Below are 20463 nucleotides of genomic sequence, written 5' to 3'. Positions count from 1 at the left end.
TTTATTCTGTCAAGTCCGTATTTATGTGTAAATTCATGATACAAGTATTAACCATTATTTCATTTTAAAGGTTTTTATATTTTAAAGAAGGGGGGAAGGGGATCCCCTTCCCCCCTTCTTTAAATTGCGCATTTTCTCCAGGCTATTAGAGCTTTGTTTTTGTTTGTAATTGTTCATGATAATCCATCAGAATAGCTCCAGTTAAACGATAAGCAGATTGGTGATTAGGGAATACCTGGATGACGCTCTCTCTTCTGCGAACTTCACGATTAATTCTTTCTATATGATTCGTGGTCCGGATGTATTGATGATATTCTTCTGGTTCGTTCATATATTGAATGGCATCTTCAAAGCCTTCGTCCAAAGTTTGGATGACTTTTTGGTATTTTGTATAGCCTTTATATTTTTTCATAAATACTTGATAGAGTTCTCGAGCATCTTCCCTTTTTGCCATGCGAAAGATCTGTTTTAGTTCTTTTTTGGCCTCATCACTATCACGCTTTGGTAACTTATCCATCAGGTTTCTTAAAAAGTGAACGGTACAACGCTGCCAGCTTGTGCCTACAAACACTTCTTGAACAGCTTTTTTTAATCCAGAATGGGCATCAGAAATGACGAGTCGCGGAGAATTCAATCCCCTATCTAATAAGGATTGTAGGAACTTCTTCCAACTCTCATAACTTTCCTGATGATCCACGGAAAAGCCGAGAATTTCCCTTTTCTTTTCTTTATTGATAGCACTAGCAATATAAATCGCTTTTGATACCACCCGATCATTTTCCCGTACTTTTGTGTATAGGGCATCTACGAATATATAGGGATAATGCATCACATTTAATGGACGTTCTGCCCATTGTCGCACAACAGGGTCTATTTTTACTGTTAAAGAGGAAACAAATGATTTCGAGACAGTTTCTCCGCATAACTCTTGGACCACGTTCTTCACTTTTCTTGTCGACACACCGTTAATAAACATTTCTAGCATACTCAACACAAAGGCTTGGTCACTTCGTTTATACTTTTCAAACAAAGAGGTAGAGAATTCACCACTTCGTGTACGTGGTACGAGTAACTTGAGTCTACCTATGCTTACTAGTAATTCTCTCTCGTAATAACCATTTCGATAGTCGTTTCGGTTGTCGGAACGTTCATATTTACCTACTTCTATAAAATCATCTCGTTCTTTTTCCATATACTCATTAAGAATAATGACTAATACAGATTTCATAAGGGCATTAAGGTCAGAGCTCATTACAGCGTCTTTTAATTCGTCCATATTTAGGTTAAAATGTAGTTGAGTCATTCATTATTCCTCCTTGACTTTTTGTTTTTGTGGTTAAAAACATTGTATCATGAGGAATACATGAATGACTTTTCCTTTTTACACAATTATATGGCCTTAATCGTTTATTCAACAAATCTTTGCTCTCCCTTATTGGATTTGTCGTTTATCTTGGTTTATTCAACAAATCTTTGCTCTTCCTTATCGGATTTGTCGATTATCTTGGTTTATTCAACAAATTTTTGCTCACTCTTGATGCATTTATCGTTCACCTCCAATTTTACGTGATGAAGCTAAGTCGCATAGTTTCTGGACGCTTGCGTAGAAGACATCCGCGTTGATTTTATGCTTTCTTGTCTTACAAAAAAGGATTAGCCTCGATCAAAGGCTAATCCCTATATAATTTATTTCTTTATAAAAAGTTGGGTCCAATAGTTTCCGTTAGAGTCATATCCGACACCGATATGAGTAACCTCCGGGTCTAACAAGTTCTTACGGTGTCCTTCACTATCTAGCCAAGCTTGTACGACTTCTTCTGCTGTCTTTTGACCAGCGGCAATATTTTCTGAAGCTTTCGTATAGTCAATGCCAAACTGTTTTAACATATCAAACGGAGAACCATATGTTGGTGAAGTATGGGAAAAATAATTTTTTTCTGACATATCTTCTGATTTCTTCTGAGCTACATTTCCTAATTCATGGTCAAACTTTAAAGCATTAGCACCATTTTCTCTGCGTGCCTTGTTGGTTAACTCGACCACTTTTTGTCTCATTCCATCTAACGAATTTCTGTCAAATGATTGCGGCTCTTCTTTTTGATCTACATAATTCTCATTTTGCTGCTTAGTTTGCTGATTCTCTTCAGTTGTCTGCTTTTTTTGTGGTGTCGTTTGTTGTTCCTGATGGTTTGCTCCATAATTTTGATCTGACTGACGGAACCACTTTCCCGGGTTAGCATCTTCAAAAATATTTTGCTCTCTCCCTGGATCAACCGGAACTTCGTTGTTGTCTCCTCTATTTAGTTGTTGATTGTCGCCATTATTTTGACCGCCAAAACTTACATTCTCAGGTTCAATATTTTGATCTTCCGGTTCTAATGAAGACTCGTTACAGCCTACCATAAAACCAATCATTAAAATCATGAATAAATAAACCATATGTTTGTACATATTAATCACCTCAAGGATTTTTTTTTTGCCACTGTAGGTTTACTATGTACTTAACATATTTATCTTATGCGTCTAATTCACTGAGATTTACAACTCTTTTTTCACGAATCGACTTTTGTGCAGCTAATGCGATTTTAAAGGAATGCCAACCATCCTCATAACTGGAAAGGATTTTAGAACGATCCCCTGTTTTTACAGCATGGAGAAATGCCTCATTTTCCTTCTTATAAGGATTTTGCCTTGCGATATATTTTTCTGACTTTGCTGGAGTTTTACTCTCGATATGGCCCATTTGCCAGTCAAGAATCCCCTGATCGGTATAAGCTTTAATGCCCACTTCACCTGTCCCACCAGGTAAAACGGAAGTATTGGATATTTGAACTAACAAGCCGTTTTCCAATGTTAGCGTGAATAATCCTACATCTGCTACAGTTATGGAAGCGTCTTTTTTAGCTGTTACCACATTACTCTCTTGTGCATAAACAGATTTAACCTCACCGAATAAAAAGCGAATTAAATCAACTAGGTGTGTAGTTTGTTCATTAAATTGTCCACCTGATTGCTCTTGGTTTTTCCACCAGTAAACACCAGGCATGGAGCCCATCCATTTTGCCATAACAGCCCCGATATCAGCTTCTTCCAGCATTTCCTGAAACCTCTTCACTGTATCAGCATAACGGAAATGGTAACCGACCGCTGTAAGGTGATTTTTTTCGATTACTTTTTGCCTTACTTGACGTACTTTATTTTCATCGACTCCTAATGGTTTTTCTACTAAAAAGGGGATGTCATGTTCCATCAAGATTTCTTCATAATTTTCATGTGCCATTGGAGGGACACAAATATATACGGCGTCTAATTGTTCATGAGCAAGCATTGTTTCTAAATTCTGATAACCTGTCGTTTCATAATACTTTTCAGCAAAATGCTCAGCTTTTTCCTGACTTGATCCAACAAAACCTACCACTTTGACATTTTCAATCTCCTGTAAGATCTCAACATGATGCTTCGTAAAACCACCAGTACCAATAAAGCCAACTCGGATCATCCACATTCACTCCTTCTAAAAAAATAATTAGCGTGTGTTATCTATCACCCACACACAGTAATTGTCCACCAAAGATAAAACGGTTACATTTTACAGGTATCCTCCCTTTTCGGGGGAACTATCACTAGGAAAAGATACGTTTGTCTCGCCATTTTCCGAAGCGATAATATAAAAACGCAATAACACTACTTAACATAAAGCTTACACCAATTCCGTATCCAATTCCATCTTCCCCCATTATTTCGGAAAATAAATAGGCTAACGGATAACGAAGCGCCCAAAATGATAGCAAGTTTAAAACTAATACTTGGTACATCGCTCCTGAAGCTCTGACAATCCCGTTCAGGACGAAATTAATCCCCAAAAATGGGTAAAAGAAGGCGATAATCATTAAATATTTAGCACCAAACTGAACCGCTGCTTCTTCCTGGATAAATAAACTTATGCCAAACTCTGCAAATAATACAATTAATCCGGCAAACAGCAGCATAATTACGGTATTGTAAACAACACCGTATGTAGCGATCTGCTTTACTCGGTTCCACTTTCCTACACCAATGTTTTGACCAGCCATACTATTAACCGTTGCTCCTAATGCATGTGCCGGCAATAAGAACAGACTATCTAAACGTTGGGCAGCACTATAACCTGCAACAGCAGCTTCCCCATGCGCTGTAACAACACTCATTATAGCTGCTGCACCTGCAGAAATTACCGCCATTTGCAAACCGGATGGAATGCCGAGATTTAAAATCAACTTTACTTCTGACCATAATGGTAATGTCGGCCATTTCAACGGTATGATTTTCTTTCTGATTACAAAAATAACACCATAAATGAAAGAAAAACCTTGTGATAATATCGTCGCGATCGCTGCTCCTTGTACACCAAGGTCGAGAACAGAAATAAATAATGGGTCAAGCCCAATATTTAGCACGACGGCGATCGCTACGAATAACAGTGGTGTTTTACTGTCTCCTACAGCACGTAATGCCGTACTAATAAAGTTATAGCCTACTAAAAAAAGTATTCCTATCGCATTAATGCGTAAGTAGGTCATCGCTTCCGGCATCATGGCTTCTGGTGTTCCTAGCAATAACAATATTGGCCTAGCAAGTATAAAGCCCAATATACCCATGACAATCGCTAAAATTGATAACGTCACGACAAAGGCATTCACATACGTTTTTACGCCTTCTTCATTTCCCTTCCCTTTTTGTTGGGATAGAACAGTTAATGTTGTATTATTAATACCGATAATAAAGGATAGTACAGTAAAAATAACTGTACCTGAAATATTTACTGCACCTAAAGCATTTGCTCCAATCAGATTCCCTACCCACAAGCTGTCAATAAACTGATACGAGACCTGCAAAAGTTGGGCCAACATAATGGGAGAAGAAAAATAAAACAAATCCATCCATATATTCCCACTGGTAAAATCACGGTGTCTACTCAAGAAAAATCCTCCTACATTCCAAGTCTTGATTCAGGCATTGTCACACCATCCCAAATCCGATCACTTGGGGCCTTCCTTTTCTTCACATCGGGTTCTTCTAATAATAAATAAAAGTTTTTGGTAGGCAAGTTTCCTAATTGATGTTTCACACTAAGCCGATCCAAATAATAACGCATGTTATCTAATTTCTTTGATTGATTATCTCCTGTCTCTGAAAACTCGTACAAAACACTTGCGATTGGTACTCTTTTAACTCGGTGTTTTTCTACTACCCGTAAAAAGAAGTCCCAATCCCAATAGTTACGAACACTTTCATCGAAAAGACCAATTTCCTTATGTAGCGATTTACGATAAACACTTCCGGACGGTACATAAGTGGAAAACCTTCTCATCGCATCGACGTCATAATGATAAGCAAATAATTGATAATTAATTGGAATTCTTTTTTCACTTGTCTCCTGATAATTAACAATCTCCACATCAGAATAAACGAGATCAGCATCCACAATATGCTTAACCATCATTTCTAAATGTGTAGGTAATGGAAGATCATCATCATCCATTAACATAATCAACTCCCCAGCTGCTTTCTCAATCCCTTTATTTCTTGCATATACGTGATAACGATTTTCCGGTAAATCGAGGATGGTTATATCTAATTCAGGATATAAAGCTGATATATCATTGATTTTTTCCCCTGCGTCATTAATAATGATGACTTCAAATTCTTGATATGTTTGCTCGACAAGAGCAGCTAACAGCTCTGCCAGTGCTATTCGGCGATTATAGGTTGTAATGATAATTGACACGTTTGGCTTAGACATTTGTAAACTCCTTCATAAAATTCATTAAAAGTATGTAAACTTTGTTGACATTAGCCATGACAAAGTTAAAATTGTGGCATATAGTAAAGACATACTCTACTTCAACATTCTATCACCTTTACTATTCAAATTAATTATATATCAATTTATAATTTCAGCGAAACCATTCCATTCACATTTTACATTTCAAACCTTTTACAATTCTGACACAATTCGAATAAAATGACATGATCCTTTTTCGTATAACATATAACAAAATTGGCAATACTTTTCTTAAATTGCAAATGTTTATGACTTAAATAAAATAGGAGGCTGGTTAAATGGCTTTTTTACGGGAAGCAGTTGAAAAACAGAAAGTGTACCTGATTCAACAGTTGATGGCCAAGGGTATTGTGGATAAAAATGATCAAGAGCTCTACGACAAACCTATTAGCGAAATTGTCAATGACTATGAAAAATTTTGTCGGGAATTTGAAAAACAAAACGCCTTAAAATTCACTCGTTATAATCCTGTAAAAAAAGAAGAGAAGCCAGATTTCCATTAGGCTTCTCTTTCTTTTATACAAAACGAGTACTTGGTAATAAGCCAAGCCTTGTTTATCTTTCTTTTTGGATACCAAATCGTGCGTTGATTTCCCCGCGCAGTAGTTGCTTGCGCATTCTTTTTTCCTTCTTCTTCTCTTCCCTGATCATATCTTGTCTGATTTCATAAGTTTGAACGCCTTCTTCCCGCTTATTCGCAATATCAATTAACAATTCCACATCTGCAAAAGAATATTTTCGATTTCCTTTCGGGGAACGTTCAGGATATACTAGTTTTCTCTCTTCATAATAACGAATTTGACGTTCTGATAAACCCGTTAATTCACTTACGACACCAATGGTTATAACTTTTCGCTCTTTATAGGAAGGACTTTCTGCCATGCAATACACCACCTATTAACGTTTACCGTTGTAACCTGACCTTATTAAAAGTATACAATGATTACCTGGTGTTGCACAAAGTTTTGTTAGATAATCTGACAGTAATTATCTTACAATTGCTACTACTAGCTTCCCCATCACATTTTCGTTAGTATAGAAGTGAGGAGGATGAACAGCAATGGACATGTCGATTACAAAACCAGCAGCAAAATGGTTTATAAAAGAATTAGATTTAGCAGAAGGAGACGCCATCCGCTTCCTTGCCAGATATGGCGGATTCGGTGGTGTTCATAAAGGTTTTTCCCTGGCGTTGGAGAAAGCGGAACCCAACAACCCTGGAGCAGAAGTAACGGAAGAAGGCATTCGTTTCTTTGTCGAAGAATCCGATATCTGGTACTTCGATCAAAAAAACTTCCATATCAAATACTCAAGAAAATACGACGAAATCGAATATATCATTGAATAAACCGGGACATTTCACTGCACTCTAATTAGTACGGAGAGCAGGGGAAATGTCCCATTTCTATGACTTATCTTTGTTCGTGTTGTTAAATTTCACAATCCTTGTTAAATAAAGACAGTTCTTTTGATTTTTGCGACTTTCTTGTCCGAGAGAGGCGCAGTTTTTCGTATCTTAGCACACGCCCGTTTGCATGCTTCCGAAGACCTAGAGTAATGAGGCAAAAGCGCTCCCCACAGAAATACCTTACCAGAGCGAATCCAAGGAAACTGGAGAAAATCTCGCTATAAAGGTTACGTTTTTCCTGCATAACAACAAAAACCGAGTGCTAACCTTTCAACACTCGGTCTTCTTATTATTTCAACGTAATCTTCGCTTTTGCTTTATGGTTAGAAAAATCTAATTGATAACCTGGTTCTCCGAAGTATGGGAAACCGTCTTTTGTCCAAAACAGACGCTGAATTCGCGCATGTCGATTGTGATCGTATAATGGATTCTCTGTATTAAACCCTTTATATGGGCGAGCGTGGTAGACAAGAAGCTCATAACCATCTTCATCAACACTGAAACTATTATGTCCCGGACCATACTCGCTCGTGTTATCACTAGAAACAAGCACCGGATCCTTCTCTTTCGCCCAAGAGTTTGGATCTAATAAATCACTATTTACATCAGCATGTAATAGTCCCATTGCATAGTTCTCATCTGTCGCACTCGCTGAAAAACCTATGAAAATCTTCTTCTCATTCTTAATCATAGCTGGACCTTCATTGACATCAAAACCAATTACTTCCCAATCGTATTCTGGAGTAGATAAAAGAACTTGTTTCTTTATCGTCCATGGATTCTCCATTTCAGCAATATAAAGATTTGAAATTGTATCATTATTCACCTTTTGCGCCCACACCAGATAACGTTTACCTTGATGTTCAAATGTTGTCGCATCTAAAGAGAAACTTTGAAATTCTGTATTAATCTGGCCTTTCTCTACCCATTCACCTTCTAATGGGTTTGCTGCATCACATTCAAGGACATACGGACGAATTGCCCAAACATCGTCTTTGTCCCCAGCTGCAACATGAACATACCATTTCCCATCAATAAAATGGATCTCTGGTGCCCAAATATGCTCAGACATTATACCTGATTCATGCTTCCACCAGATCACTTTCTCCTCTGCTTGTGGTAATTCATCTATAGTTTTCGCTCTTCTTAAGACAACACGGTCATACAACGGGTAAGAACCGGTGAAATAATAGTAACCATCTGTATGCTTATATAAATATGGATCTGCTCGCTGTTCAATAAAAGGTTTAGGATAATCTTTATGTTCTATCTTGCCTTTAACCTCAATACATCCTTTATCTAAAAGTTCATTTTTATCAATAGCATCCCAGTTTACATTAAACTCTGCGGTAATGTTATCATTCAGATCTACATGCACTCGTTCCGGCAATCGAATGTCTTCGCCCTTAGCAACATCTATTTCCACATCGTGTATACGCTTAACATCCATCTTTGACATCCTTTCCATCTTCATTAATTTCTATTATAAACGAGTCAACTTGTACTTACAACTAAATAGTTAATTTTAAAGCTACTAAAACAATCGAACAAATAAAAACCAACAGTATATTACGCTGTTGGTTTTTATATTTCACTATTATGTTTAACAAACCGATCCATTCTTTTCATAGCTTCATCTAATTGTTTAATGGAAGTAGCGTAAGAACAGCGGATATATCCCTCTCCACTTTCACCAAAAACATGACCTGGTACTACGGCAACTCTTTCTTCTTCTAATAATTTTTGTGCAAATTCCTCAGAGCTATAACCGGTTTCTTTGATAGATGGAAATACATAAAAGGCACCTCCGGGCAAATGGCATGATAATCCCATATCATTTAATGCTTTCACAACAAAATTACGACGTTGGCGATAGCTAGTTTTCATTTCTCTGACACTTTCATTTCCGTGGCGCAACGCTTCCAACGCGCCATGTTGTGCCATAGTAGGCGCACACATCATCGTATATTGATGAATTTTTGTCATAGCTTGCATAATAGCCACAGGGCCTGCAGCATAACCGAGTCGCCAGCCTGTCATCGCAAAAGATTTTGAAAATCCAGAAATCACAATCGTATGTTCTTTCATACCATCAACAGATGCGATACTAGATGCAGCTTCATCATAAGCCAGTTCTGCGTAAATTTCATCAGACAGAACAAGTAAATCATGTTTTCGTACAACTTGCGCTATTCCGTCTAATTCTTCCTTACTTAACACTGCTCCAGTCGGATTATTCGGGCTGCACAAAACAATCGCCTTTGTTCTGGACGTTATCGCTGCTTCGATTTGTTCTGGGGTAACTTTAAACTCATTATCTGCGGTAGCACTTACTGAGATAGGAACACCACCTGCCAGCGAAATAGCTGGACTATACGAAACAAAGCACGGCTCAACAACAATCACTTCATCACCAGAATCAACAATCGCTCGTAAAGCTAAATCAATCGCCTGACTGGCACCTACTGTTACTAAAATTTGATCTTCTGGATTATAGGAAATAGAAAATGTATCCGTCAGATATTTACTGATCTCTTCTCTTAATTCGATTAATCCTGCATTAGCTGTATATGCAGTATACCCTTGCTCCAAAGAATGATAACTCGCTTCTATTACATTCCATGGTGTTACAAAATCCGGTTCACCAACCCCAAGTGAGATAACATTATCCATTTGAGAAGCAAGATCAAAAAACTTGCGAATACCAGATGGCTGTAATTCTTTTACATGATTTGCTAAGTATGAATTACTCATGGCGTCACCATAATGCGTTTGTCTTCATCGTCACCTTCATCAAAAATGATACCATCATGCTTGTATTTCTTCAGAATGAAATGAGTCGTAGTAGAAAGCACGGTATCTAACGTAGACAACTTATCCGATACAAAACGACTAACTTCCATCATTGTTTTTCCTTCTACAGACACACTTAAATCATAAGCACCTGACATCAAATAAACAGCCTTCACTTCCGGAAAACGATAGATTCTGGAAGCGATTTTATCGAAACCAACACCTCTCACTGGTGTTACCTTAACATCTATTAAAGCTGCTACTCCCTCATACTCATAGACATTAGACCAATCTACAAGTGTGGAATAACCAAGAATAGTGTGTTCCTCTTCTAAGTTTTTTATCATTTCGTCCACTTCAACAGGAGGTACATCTAACATTTTACTAATAGTTTCATTATCCATTCGGCCATTTTTTTCTAATAATTTCAATAATTCAATCTCTTTTTGTTCCAATCCATTCACCTTCTTTAGATGTTGTGTATACACTATATACAACTTGTTATTTATTCTTACTAATATTTAATCATACTACAATTAATCCCAAATATAAACCATATATATGGAAAACTTCGGAACCACGGAAGGAATGATACACATGGCTAGTTATCATGAACTCATAACACAACTAGGTATTGGCTATACACATCCCGGAGGAACAACAGCAACAGAAAGATGGGTAAAACAAATACCGAAAAATTTGAAGCATGTATTAGAAGTAGGCTGTGGAACAGGCGAAACTCTCCAAAAATTAAGAGATCAAACAGATGCATTTTTGTATGGTATCGACAGTTCTCCCGACATGGTAGCAAATGCTAAGTCCAAAACAAAACACCTGCACCACCTAGAAATCATGCAACAAAGAATAGATGATCTTTTATTTAGACATCATTTTTTCGACCTGATCATATCCGAATCCGTATTAGCTTTTACTTCTATCAATCACAGCCTCCCGAAACTTACAAACTTACTTAAATCGAATGGACAAATCATCCTATTAGAAATGGCAAAACCCCATACATTACCTCATATTAAAGAAGAAAAAGTGAAAACATTTTATCAATCACCGCAATTATTATCAAAAGAAGACTGGTTGAAACTGTTATTAGACAATGGATATGAAACCGTCTATGTAGAAAGAGTCGAGAAAGAGAGACAAACCCCAGTCACACTACCTCAACATCTGTCCATTGATATGCTGCAAACATTAAAAGTACATTACCAGTTAAACGCTGAATGTGCTAATGATCTTCATACTTACTTATTTATAGCTAAAAAGCGAGGAGATAACCATGACCATACATGCTACTGATAAGTGGCTTAAGAGATTTATTGATAAAAAAAATGACAAAGACCGCGATGAGCAACATCTTTTACATCAATCCATCATCTTTGAACCATTAGCCGATTATTTTGAAGATATCCCAACTGAAGCAATTCAAGAACACTTATTACGCCATGGTATATTTTCATCGAATATAAATAAAAAAGACGCACAACAATGGTTACAACAAAACTATTTATCTAAGGTGAACAGCATTTATAAAAAATGTAAAAACGCGTGGAATGGACCAAAACCTGATATATTTATTTTTCCTTCTAATGAAGAAATCAAGGAACTGAGAGAATGGTATAACAGTAACGCAGGTTTAAGTTACCCTGACAAGCTGTTCTTATTCTTACAAAAGAATGCTAAAAACAGAGAAATCGTTGCTTTATTCCTTCATGAATACAGCCATATTTGCAGGCTTAATCATTTCCCAAAGAAAGAAATGGAGTACACCTTATTAGACGCAATTATTTTAGAAGGCATCGCTGAATGGATCGTACGAAAAAAAGTGGGAGCCGCTCATGGAAATAAAAGAGTAGAAAAGGTAACAGATGAAGTATTAAAGGATTTATGGAAAACATGGATTGCACCATTGCAACAATTGAATAGAGATCATCCTAAACACGATATGATTATGTACGGACTACATGGTGTGCCTAAAAATATCGGTTATATTATCGGTTACAACATTGTTCAACGTTATATGACAAAACAAAATATCTCGATAACCACATTATTGTACGCTCCGAATCAGCAAATTTTGCAAGAAGTTGATTTGCTAACCGAAAATAATTAGTGTAAATGCCGACGAACAGGTGACCACAATATTATCTCTTTCTTGCATACTCTATTAGTAGTTACGCAATGAACTGCTTGATGTGGAGAGAGGGGGTTCATGATGTCACATTATGATTTTTGCTGTCAAAACGTAGGTCGTCCCGTAAAGATTGTTACACACGACGGGGCAGTCCATAGAGGTATTATTAGGCGAGTCAATCCTTCTAAGGTTTTTATAGACCCACTTGATGCCCAACGAGGAATTGGTGGATACGGCTATGGTTTTTGGGGATATGGCAGGGGACTAGGTATTGGTATTGCACTCGGTGCTATCGCAACGATCGCATTTCTACCATTTTTCTTTTGGTAATGATTTTTCCATTGCTGCTGCAATTGCTTTACAAAGGGTAAAACAAGTGTCTTATAAGAATACAACTGACATGAGAAATCCAAGGCTTTCAGGAATCTATCCGAAAAGCCTTGGATTTCTATACTTGTGGTACCCAAAACAAAACTGAAAAGACAAAACTCTTAATGGTTTCGTCTTGCAAAGTCAACAAATCGAAACTTATCTGGACGGTGCCTTGATTCCGTATATTGAAAGAGGCTAGCATCATCTAAATATACATAATTTTTGATGACTACAATATTATGAAATCCTTCTAAATCTAATAAATCCCGATCCTCTTCTGTTGGCTCTTCCACAACAATTTCTTTCTTGGCAAAACTAATTACCAGACCTAATTCATCCTCTAGATAAGCATATATCGATTTTTTCGCAATATCTACTGACATATAGGGAACATATTTTTCCACCAGATAATCTTTATCTAATATAATACTTTGCCCAGAGAATTCTCGGGAACGAATCACTTCCCACACCTGATTCTTGCCCTTTAATTTTAATTGATCTTTGAGATAATGGGTAGGTTTAATAAGCTGACACCGATGTACCGAAGTTACCGGCTTTTCCCCCATTTTATCTGCTAACTCTTTAAAACTGACAAGCCCCGAAACAGGGAAATCAAATTTACTGCGATCAATTACCATCGAACCTTTTCCTCTAATTTTTTGTATATAGCCATTTTGTGCTAACAGGTTCAAGGCTTTTCTTATTGTTTCTCTGGACGTTTCGTATTTATCTGTCAGTTCGTTCTCAGAAGGCAAAAATTGATTGGCTTTAAATTTTCCCTTTTCAATTTGTTGAACCATTTCCTGATAAATCACTAAATATTTATTTCGCATTCCAATTTATCCCCATCTATAACTTAATATAGTAAACAAATGATTCATAAGGACGCATTGTGACATTGTCCAATTGAGTTGGTGGTTGCGAGTAATTAGAAAGAATAACCTCTCCACTTTCAAATTGCTCTTTCACTTTTTCCGGTAATTCTAACGTCACTTCTTCAGCATAAAAATTGTTTACTACTAGCATACTTTCATGATCATTTTCTCGTAAATAGGCAAAAATAGCAAGATCATCTGGTAAAATTAGTCGATAACTTCCATCTGTAATTACCTGATACTCTTTTCTCATTTGAATTAATGTTTGATAATGATAAAAAATAGATGATTTATCAGCAATAGCTTGTTCAGCATTAATCGTCGTGAAATTATCAGGTAGGTCTATCCATGGTTTCCCTTCTGTAAATCCCGCATTTTCCCTAGAACTCCATTGAACTGGTGTCCGGGAATTATCACGCGATTTCTCTTTCAGGATCGCCATGATGTCTACTTCCGACATACCTTCCTCTTTTTTTATGTTATACATATTAATCGATTCTACATCACGGTATTGTTCAATACTATCAAATCCAGGGTTTGTCATACCAAACTCTTCACCTTGATAAATATAAGGTGTCCCTTGCATCAGATGAATCGTTGTTGCTAACATTTTCGCAGATTCATTGTGATAATGTTGATCATCACCGAATCGCGACACAATTCTTGGCTGATCATGATTACACCAGAACAATGCATTCCAACCTCCACCTTGTTGCATTCCTACTTGCCATTTGGAGAGGATTTGCTTTAACTCTAAAAAATCAAATGGTGCTTTTGTCCATTTTTCACCATTGGGATAATCGACTTTTAAATGATGAAAATTGAAAGTCATATCTAACTCTTGACTCTTAGGATTGGAATATTGAATACAATCATCCATCGTTGTGGAAGACATTTCCCCCACAGTCATCGTTTCACGATTCTTAAAAACCTGTTGATTCATTTCATGTATAAATTCATGCACTCTTGGGCCGTCTGTATAAAATTTTCTCCCATCTCCTGGAGGCACACTGCCATCATCATCAGGAAAACGTTGATCCTTTGAAATTAGATTGATAACATCTAAACGAAAACCGTCTACCCCTTTATCTAGCCAATGATTCATCATTTGATAAACATCGTCTCGTACTGCTTCATTCTCCCAATTCAGGTCTGCTTGTGTGACGTCAAATAGATGCAAATAGTATTGGCCGGTTTCTTCATCAAATGCCCAGGCAGAACCACCGAATTTCGATTGCCAATTAGTTGGAGGGGTATCTTCCTCGCCTTCTTTCCAAATATAATAATTCCGATATGGATTATCTTTTGAACGACTTGCTTCTTTAAACCATTGATGCTCTGTAGAAGTATGGTTGACTACAATATCCATGATAATTTTCATTTCACGATGGTGAGCTTCATCTAATAATTTTTCAAAGTCTTCCATTGAGCCGTATTCAGGATGAATGGAATAGTAGTCAGATATATCGTATCCATTGTCTTTTTGTGGAGATGCGTAAATAGGGGTCAACCAAATAACATCAACACCTAATTTTTTTAGATAATCCAGTTTTTCAATAATGCCTTGGATATCCCCAACACCATTTCCTGTCGTATCATTAAAACTTCTTGGATATATCTGATAGACAACAGATTTTTGCCACCAATTCTCTTCCATCTATTACACCCTCCTGTTGATCTGTGATGAAATTTTTATTGTATCAGCTTCTGATTTTCGAATATGCATAAAGAGCGCCAAATCCTAATTCGAGTTGCGCGGACATTTAGTGCGTTATTTGAATGATAATCACCTGTTTTTCCATGTTTGCGGACATCGAATCCCTTAATTGGTTCATTTCGGCTTCAATTAGCACTATTTTCGATGAATAGCGGAATAGATGTCCGCGACCACCCTAAAAACGGCACTTTTGTCATAAATAGAGGAACAAATGTCCGTTCTCAGTCCAGATTACTTATTTCACACTAAAAAGAGGAGTTTCCTCCTCTTTTATTATGAGCTTGTTTTTCCTAGGCGATCGTATGCATCTTTACCCATTTTGGTTTTTGACAAAATAACGGTTAGGATAAATGGCACTACAATCGCTATCAGCATAGCTACGGTGAACATGAGCATATCTGGCACTTGAATAGATAAGATTCCCGGTATTCCACCTACACCAATCGAGTTTGCCATAACACCAGAACCAACTGATACTACTGCTGCAATCGCTGAACCTGTCATACCCGCAATGAATGGGAAAAGATAACGCAAATTAATACCAAATAATGCTGGTTCGGTTACACCTAAATAACAAGAAATCGCTGCTGGAACGGATACTTGTTGTTCTTTCTTATCTCTACGGTTTAAGTAAATCATTGCAACTACCGCAGAACCTTGAGCAATGTTAGATAAGGCAATCATTGGCCAGAGGTTTGTTCCATCAAATTCACTCATCAGTTGCAAGTCGATTGCATTCGTCATATGATGTAAACCAGTGATGACTAAAGGCGCATATGCAAAACCAAATATGGCAGCAAATAGCCAGCCAAATGCAGAAGTTAAACCGCTGTACACAATATTTGAAATCCAAGAACCAATTTCCCATCCAATTGGACCTAATACGACATGCGCTACTAAAACTGCCGGAATTAAGGCAAAGAAAGGTACAAAGATCATAGACACTACTTGCGGAATTACTTTACGCAACCAAATCTCTAAATATGCCAATACAAAACCAGCCAAAATCGCCGGAATAACTTGTGCTTGATAACCAATCATATCAATTTGCGCAAAACCGAAGTCCCATACCGGAATATCTTCAGCACCCGCCACTCCATATGCATTTAGTAATTGTGGTGAAACTAACGTAATACCTAATACAATACCAAGTACTTGTGTTGTACCCATTTTTCTCGAAATGGACCATGTTATGGCGACCGGTAAGAAGTGGAATATCGCTTCACCAATTAACCATAAGAAGTCATATAAACCAGTCCAAAACTGTGAAGATTCTGCCAACGTCTGTGTACCGTTGTTAACCATTTGAATATCCCCGATAACATTACGAAAACCTAAAATAAGACCACCAACAACTAATGCAGGGATAATCGGTGTAAAAATATCAGCTAAATGTGCTACCAAACGCTGGATAATATTCATGTTTTTCTTAGCTGCTTCTTTTGCATCTTCTTTGGAAGTATCTCCTACTCCCGCTATTTTGGTAAACTCATTATAAAAAGAAGCCACTTCATTTCCAACAATAACTTGAAACTGACCAGCCTGTGTAAAAGTCCCTTTGACTACATCTATATCTTCAATTGCATCTACATCCGCTTTGTCTAGATCATTTAAAACGAATCGCATTCTCGTAGCACAATGTGTGACAACCGAGATATTTTCACTGCCACCTACTTTATCCAACAATTCTTTTGCAGGATCTGTAAACTTACTCAATGCACTTCCTCCTCGATGATTTATATTATTGTATATACAAGTGATTACGTTTTCATGATAACTTGTATATACAAGTTTGTCAACGAAAATTTATCTTTTTTTAATAAACGCATAGGTATTGAGTACTTGTCCCACTCTAGAAGTTGCAAACTAAACAGAAGCAAAGGCTATACAACCTTTGCTTCTGTTTAACTTATCCTTCAAATGAATTTTTATCCACATACCCGTCATTTTCCATAATAATTTTTAGTGCTTCTGGGTAATCATCTTCTGCTACCTCACATTCAATCGTATGTTCTCTAGGTGTGTCATCCACTTCTTCACCGCTATTTGTCGTTGCAATTGCAGGTAAAATGCCCCCACCAGCACCCATACCTGTAGAATAATTACCTGTAAAAGTTATTGGGGCTAATATTAATGTTCGATCTGCTTCTGGTAAATGGTCAACTCGAATATCATTCGTTTTCAGCTTATTTAGGTCCGCTCTTACAGTTTCTGCATCATCTTCTGTCTTAAAAAACGCTTGAACACTTTTATACATCATCATCATCCTTTCCATTTAATATAATGCTAGTGTTAATGTACCCGTTTCCAGCAATATTAAACTTCTGTAAATTTTAATCAGTACATAAGTGTCTTTCTTTGTAGGTTCTAGTAAAATAAAAGGAAAAGGATGGGTGAAATTATGAAAAAGTTTACGAAGCAAGAAAATAGTTGGATGTTTTACGATTGGGGAAGTTCGGCTTTTACGGTTATTATCACCACCGCTATTTTTCCTATTTATTATAAAGCACAAGCCACAACTGCAGGTGTTTCAGGAGCAAATTCTACTGCATATCTTGGTTACACCATTGCTATTTTCACCTTTATTTTGGCAATGCTTGGGCCGATCTTGGGAACACTAGCGGACTACGAAGGACTAAAAAAGAAATTCTTTTTTAGTTTTATGGGAATGGGTATTTTTTCAACATTCGCTCTTATCTTTGTACCGGAAGGTCAATGGTTACTCTTACTGATCTTCTTTACTTTAGCATCGCTCGGCTCTACCGGGGCTAATGTTTTTTATGACGGTTTCCTTGTGGATGTCACGAATGACAAACGAATGAATCAAGTATCTGCCCGGGGATTTGGGCTTGGCTATATTGGTAGTGCAATTCCTTTTGTAATAAGTATTGCTATCATATTATTAGCGCAACAGGGCATTCTACCTATTAGCAGCACAACAGCAAGTAAAGTTGCTTTCCTGATCACTTGTATATGGTGGGGAGTATTTGCTGTACCTATGATTAAAAATGTGAAGCAAGTCCATTTCATCGAGCGCGATCCTAAACCAGTTCGCCAAAGTTTCAAAAGGTTGTTCCAAACCCTCAAACATGTGAAAGAATATAAACACTTAACTCTTTTCTTAATCGCTTATTTTTTCTATATAGACGGTGTCGGTACGATTATTTCGATGTCTACGGCTTATGGAACAGATGTCGGTCTTAGTTCCACTATATTGTTGGTGGTTTTATTTGTCACACAAGTAGTAGCCGCCCCATTTTCCATTATCTATGGTAAATTAGCGAATCGCTTCTCTGCTAAAAGCATGTTATATATAGGGATTTTCATTTATATGATTGTTTGTATATATGGATATTATCTAGAAACAGCGTTTGATTTCTGGGTTATCGCCATGCTTGTCGCTTCTTCACAGGGTGGAATTCAGGCGTTGAGCCGTTCCTACTTCGCCAAACTGATTCCCAAAAAGAACGCCAACGAATTTTTTGGTTTCTATAATATTTTTGGTAAGTTTGCTTCGATAACCGGTCCACTTCTTTTAGGTGTAACTGCTCAAATTACCGGCCGCTCAAACGCAGGTATTCTAAGTCTGATTGTATTATTTGTTATCGGTATGATTATGCTTTATTTTGTTCCTTCCGACAAAAAATTGACGACGCCGACACAACCTATCTCAAAATGATATCAATTGCATCTCGCCTGAGCATTGTTTAGACCAAATTGATATAATACACTTTACATTAACGAGTTATTTTCAAAATAATTAGATAAATAAAAATTGGTGTCACGCTTATGCTTAAATATATAATAATAAAAAAGAAGGAGAGAACAAATAAGATATGACAAATGCAAATCAAGTAGCTCAAAATTACGTTAATGACGTGTTCGAAACTGTCAAAAAGCGTAATCCAAACGAAAATGAATTTCATCAAGCAGTTAAGGAAATATTTGATTCCTTAGTTCCTGTATTCGAAAAACAACCCGTATACATGGAACACAATATTCTAGAAAGAATCGTTGAACCTGAAAGAATTATCTCATTCCGTGTGCCATGGGTAGACGATGAAGGTAAAGTACAAGTTAATCGTGGTTTCCGTGTACAATTCAATAGTGCAATCGGACCTTACAAAGGTGGTCTTCGTTTCCACCCATCTGTAAACGCTAGTATTATTAAATTCTTAGGGTTTGAACAAATTTTCAAGAACTCTTTAACTGGCCAACCAATTGGTGGCGGTAAAGGTGGATCTGACTTTGATCCAAAAGGTAAATCTGATGGCGAAATTATGCGTTTCTGTCAAAGCTTTATGAGTGAACTTTCTAAACACATCGGACCAGACACTGACGTACCTGCTGGTGATATCGGTGTAGGTGCACGTGAAGTTGGTTACCTATTCGGTCAATACAAAAAAATGCGTGGCGGCTACCAAGCAGGTGTTCTTACTGGTAAAGGTATTAACTTTGGTGGAAGTTTAGCACGTACGGAAGCAACTGGATATGGTACAGTATATTTCGTTAACGAAATGTTAAAAGGTAAAGGTGACAGTTTCAATGGTAAAACAGTAGTTGTTTCTGGTTCTGGTAATGTTTCTACATATGCTATTGAAAAAGCAACAGAATTAGGTGCTAAAGTAGTGGCATGTAGTGATTCCAGCGGTTATATATATGACAAAAACGGCATTAATCTTGAAACTGTAAAACGTCTAAAAGAAGTAGAAAGAAAGCGTATTAAAGAATATGTCAACGAACATCCAGAAGCAGAGTATACTGCTGGTTTTGAAGGCATTTGGAATATCCCTTGTGACATCGCTCTTCCTTGTGCAACACAAAACGAATTAAATGAAGATGCTGCGAAAACACTTCTATCCAATGGTGTAAAAGCGGTTGGTGAAGGTGCGAACATGCCTTCAACACTAGAAGCGATTGACGTATTCATTGAAAACAATGTATTATTCGGCCCTGCCAAAGCAGCAAATGCTGGTGGTGTAGCCGTATCTGCATTAGAAATGGCACAAAATAGTGCACGCCTTTCTTGGAAATTTGAAGAAGTGGATGAAAAACTGCAAGAGATTATGGCAAACATTTATAAAAACAGTGTTGAAGCTGCAGAGGAATACGGTCAGCCTGGTAACCTAGTTGTTGGTGCAAACATTGCCGGTTTCATCAAAGTTGCCGATGCTATGGTAGCGCAAGGTGTTATTTAATCATTCTTAAATGATTAGGTACGTTTTCCTCATCATAAAGCACAAGAAGTATACCCTTCGGAACGAGGGTATACTTTTTTTCTGTACAGCTAATTACAAATAATTAGCTATAAATGCTAGAATGACTTTA

Annotated in this window: 20 protein-coding genes; 7 read left to right on the top strand and 13 right to left on the bottom strand. The window is 37.2% G+C overall.

Translation table 11 applies throughout. From position 1 onward, the window contains the following. Positions 1-145 precede the first annotated feature (145 nt). The 5 genes from ACTWP4_RS05365 to ACTWP4_RS05345 form a co-directional block, all read right to left on the bottom strand. Positions 146-1303: an IS256 family transposase gene (locus ACTWP4_RS05365; RefSeq protein WP_443127728.1), complete on the bottom strand. Its 1158-nt coding sequence runs from the start codon at positions 1301-1303 to the stop codon at positions 146-148. A gap of 383 nt (positions 1304-1686) precedes the next feature. Beyond that, positions 1687-2451: a CAP domain-containing protein gene (locus tag ACTWP4_RS05360; protein ID WP_443127727.1), complete on the bottom strand. Its 765-nt coding sequence runs from the start codon at positions 2449-2451 to the stop codon at positions 1687-1689. A gap of 64 nt (positions 2452-2515) precedes the next feature. Further along, entirely contained in the window at positions 2516-3499 is a 984-nt protein-coding gene (locus ACTWP4_RS05355) for a Gfo/Idh/MocA family protein (RefSeq protein ID WP_443127726.1), read from the bottom strand. A gap of 124 nt (positions 3500-3623) precedes the next feature. After that, complete coding sequence (locus ACTWP4_RS05350; RefSeq protein WP_443127725.1) at positions 3624-4958, bottom strand: MATE family efflux transporter; 1335 nt, start codon at positions 4956-4958, stop codon at positions 3624-3626. 11 nt (positions 4959-4969) lie between these two features. Beyond that, entirely contained in the window at positions 4970-5782 is an 813-nt protein-coding gene (locus tag ACTWP4_RS05345; protein ID WP_443127724.1) for a glycosyltransferase family 2 protein, read from the bottom strand. A gap of 320 nt (positions 5783-6102) precedes the next feature. On the opposite strand from ACTWP4_RS05345, the gene fbpA reads away from it, so the two are divergent. Further along, positions 6103-6327, top strand: a complete 225-nt coding sequence (fbpA, locus tag ACTWP4_RS05340) for a Fur-regulated basic protein FbpA (protein ID WP_443127723.1) — start codon at positions 6103-6105, stop codon at positions 6325-6327. 52 nt (positions 6328-6379) lie between these two features. On the opposite strand, the gene ACTWP4_RS05335 is transcribed toward fbpA, so the two are convergent. Continuing rightward, a complete protein-coding gene (locus ACTWP4_RS05335; protein ID WP_443127722.1) occupies positions 6380-6706 on the bottom strand; it encodes a MerR family transcriptional regulator in 327 nt (108 codons plus the stop codon). Between the two features lie 178 nt (positions 6707-6884). Here ACTWP4_RS05335 and ACTWP4_RS05330 point away from each other — a divergent pair, with 178 nt between their 5' ends. Then, the gene (locus tag ACTWP4_RS05330) at positions 6885-7172 is read left to right on the top strand and encodes a HesB/YadR/YfhF family protein (protein ID WP_443127721.1); all 288 of its coding nucleotides are present in this window, start codon (positions 6885-6887) and stop codon (positions 7170-7172) included. 349 nt (positions 7173-7521) lie between these two features. On the opposite strand, the gene ACTWP4_RS05325 is transcribed toward ACTWP4_RS05330, so the two are convergent. The 3 genes from ACTWP4_RS05325 to ACTWP4_RS05315 all read right to left on the bottom strand — a co-directional run bounded on the left by ACTWP4_RS05325 (position 7522) and on the right by ACTWP4_RS05315 (position 10480). Further along, positions 7522-8682, bottom strand: coding sequence for a family 43 glycosylhydrolase (locus ACTWP4_RS05325; protein ID WP_443127720.1), 1161 nt, complete (start codon positions 8680-8682; stop codon positions 7522-7524). Between the two features lie 134 nt (positions 8683-8816). Then, a complete protein-coding gene (locus tag ACTWP4_RS05320; RefSeq protein WP_443127719.1) occupies positions 8817-9986 on the bottom strand; it encodes an aminotransferase in 1170 nt (389 codons plus the stop codon). Beyond that, entirely contained in the window at positions 9983-10480 is a 498-nt protein-coding gene (locus ACTWP4_RS05315; protein ID WP_443127718.1) for an Lrp/AsnC family transcriptional regulator, read from the bottom strand. The genes ACTWP4_RS05320 and ACTWP4_RS05315 overlap by 4 nt, the downstream gene beginning before the upstream one ends. Positions 10481-10622: 142 nt before the next feature. On the opposite strand from ACTWP4_RS05315, the gene ACTWP4_RS05310 reads away from it, so the two are divergent. The 3 genes from ACTWP4_RS05310 (at position 10623) to ACTWP4_RS05300 (ending at position 12501) form a co-directional block, all read left to right on the top strand. Next, positions 10623-11336, top strand: coding sequence for a class I SAM-dependent methyltransferase (locus ACTWP4_RS05310; RefSeq protein WP_443127717.1), 714 nt, complete (start codon positions 10623-10625; stop codon positions 11334-11336). Then, positions 11317-12150 carry a DUF2268 domain-containing protein gene (locus ACTWP4_RS05305; protein ID WP_443127716.1) on the top strand — a complete coding sequence of 278 codons (834 nt, stop codon included), beginning with the start codon at positions 11317-11319 and terminating at the stop codon, positions 12148-12150. The genes ACTWP4_RS05310 and ACTWP4_RS05305 overlap by 20 nt, the downstream gene beginning before the upstream one ends. A gap of 102 nt (positions 12151-12252) precedes the next feature. Next, complete coding sequence (locus tag ACTWP4_RS05300; protein ID WP_443127715.1) at positions 12253-12501, top strand: hypothetical protein; 249 nt, start codon at positions 12253-12255, stop codon at positions 12499-12501. Positions 12502-12662: 161 nt separating this feature from the next. Here ACTWP4_RS05300 and treR read toward each other — a convergent pair whose 3' ends face one another. From treR to ACTWP4_RS05280, 4 genes are all read right to left on the bottom strand, one after another. Then, entirely contained in the window at positions 12663-13376 is a 714-nt protein-coding gene (treR, locus tag ACTWP4_RS05295) for a trehalose operon repressor (protein WP_443127714.1), read from the bottom strand. A 16-nt stretch (positions 13377-13392) separates the two neighbouring features. Next, positions 13393-15075, bottom strand: coding sequence for an alpha,alpha-phosphotrehalase (gene treC, locus ACTWP4_RS05290; RefSeq protein ID WP_443127713.1), 1683 nt, complete (start codon positions 15073-15075; stop codon positions 13393-13395). A 333-nt stretch (positions 15076-15408) separates the two neighbouring features. Further along, positions 15409-16851, bottom strand: coding sequence for a PTS system trehalose-specific EIIBC component (treP, locus tag ACTWP4_RS05285; protein ID WP_443127712.1), 1443 nt, complete (start codon positions 16849-16851; stop codon positions 15409-15411). A gap of 193 nt (positions 16852-17044) precedes the next feature. Next, positions 17045-17392: a hypothetical protein gene (locus ACTWP4_RS05280; RefSeq protein ID WP_443127711.1), complete on the bottom strand. Its 348-nt coding sequence runs from the start codon at positions 17390-17392 to the stop codon at positions 17045-17047. Positions 17393-17533: 141 nt separating this feature from the next. On the opposite strand from ACTWP4_RS05280, the gene ACTWP4_RS05275 reads away from it, so the two are divergent. Both ACTWP4_RS05275 and gdhA read left to right on the top strand, forming a co-directional pair. Then, complete coding sequence (locus tag ACTWP4_RS05275) at positions 17534-18814, top strand: MFS transporter (RefSeq protein WP_443127934.1); 1281 nt, start codon at positions 17534-17536, stop codon at positions 18812-18814. A 157-nt stretch (positions 18815-18971) separates the two neighbouring features. Further along, positions 18972-20333: an NADP-specific glutamate dehydrogenase gene (gene gdhA / locus ACTWP4_RS05270; protein WP_443127710.1), complete on the top strand. Its 1362-nt coding sequence runs from the start codon at positions 18972-18974 to the stop codon at positions 20331-20333. Positions 20334-20463 lie beyond the last annotated feature (130 nt).

It is taken from the genome of Gracilibacillus sp. D59 (assembly GCF_052246695.1).
Lineage (GTDB): Bacteria > Bacillota > Bacilli > Bacillales > Amphibacillaceae > Gracilibacillus.
Note: the sequence above shows the minus strand (reverse complement) of the source record. Positions and strands in the feature narration are given on the sequence as shown.

What these genes read in the sequence shown, in the direction of transcription:
- ACTWP4_RS05345 (WP_443127724.1), bottom strand. Translation starts at nt 5,782, where the DNA reads ATGTCTAAGCCAAACGTGTCAATTATCATTACAACCTATAATCGCCGA.
- ACTWP4_RS05280 (WP_443127711.1), bottom strand. Translation starts at nt 17,392, where the DNA reads ATGTATAAAAGTGTTCAAGCGTTTTTTAAGACAGAAGATGATGCAGAA.
- ACTWP4_RS05365 (WP_443127728.1), bottom strand. Translation starts at nt 1,303, where the DNA reads ATGACTCAACTACATTTTAACCTAAATATGGACGAATTAAAAGACGCT.
- ACTWP4_RS05300 (WP_443127715.1), top strand. Translation starts at nt 12,253, where the DNA reads ATGTCACATTATGATTTTTGCTGTCAAAACGTAGGTCGTCCCGTAAAG.
- ACTWP4_RS05310 (WP_443127717.1), top strand. Translation starts at nt 10,623, where the DNA reads ATGGCTAGTTATCATGAACTCATAACACAACTAGGTATTGGCTATACA.
- gdhA (WP_443127710.1), top strand. Translation starts at nt 18,972, where the DNA reads ATGACAAATGCAAATCAAGTAGCTCAAAATTACGTTAATGACGTGTTC.
- ACTWP4_RS05305 (WP_443127716.1), top strand. Translation starts at nt 11,317, where the DNA reads ATGACCATACATGCTACTGATAAGTGGCTTAAGAGATTTATTGATAAA.
- treR (WP_443127714.1), bottom strand. Translation starts at nt 13,376, where the DNA reads ATGCGAAATAAATATTTAGTGATTTATCAGGAAATGGTTCAACAAATT.
- ACTWP4_RS05320 (WP_443127719.1), bottom strand. Translation starts at nt 9,986, where the DNA reads ATGAGTAATTCATACTTAGCAAATCATGTAAAAGAATTACAGCCATCT.
- treC (WP_443127713.1), bottom strand. Translation starts at nt 15,075, where the DNA reads ATGGAAGAGAATTGGTGGCAAAAATCTGTTGTCTATCAGATATATCCA.
- fbpA (WP_443127723.1), top strand. Translation starts at nt 6,103, where the DNA reads ATGGCTTTTTTACGGGAAGCAGTTGAAAAACAGAAAGTGTACCTGATT.
- ACTWP4_RS05330 (WP_443127721.1), top strand. Translation starts at nt 6,885, where the DNA reads ATGGACATGTCGATTACAAAACCAGCAGCAAAATGGTTTATAAAAGAA.
- ACTWP4_RS05335 (WP_443127722.1), bottom strand. Translation starts at nt 6,706, where the DNA reads ATGGCAGAAAGTCCTTCCTATAAAGAGCGAAAAGTTATAACCATTGGT.
- ACTWP4_RS05360 (WP_443127727.1), bottom strand. Translation starts at nt 2,451, where the DNA reads ATGTACAAACATATGGTTTATTTATTCATGATTTTAATGATTGGTTTT.
- ACTWP4_RS05325 (WP_443127720.1), bottom strand. Translation starts at nt 8,682, where the DNA reads ATGGATGTTAAGCGTATACACGATGTGGAAATAGATGTTGCTAAGGGC.
- ACTWP4_RS05355 (WP_443127726.1), bottom strand. Translation starts at nt 3,499, where the DNA reads ATGATCCGAGTTGGCTTTATTGGTACTGGTGGTTTTACGAAGCATCAT.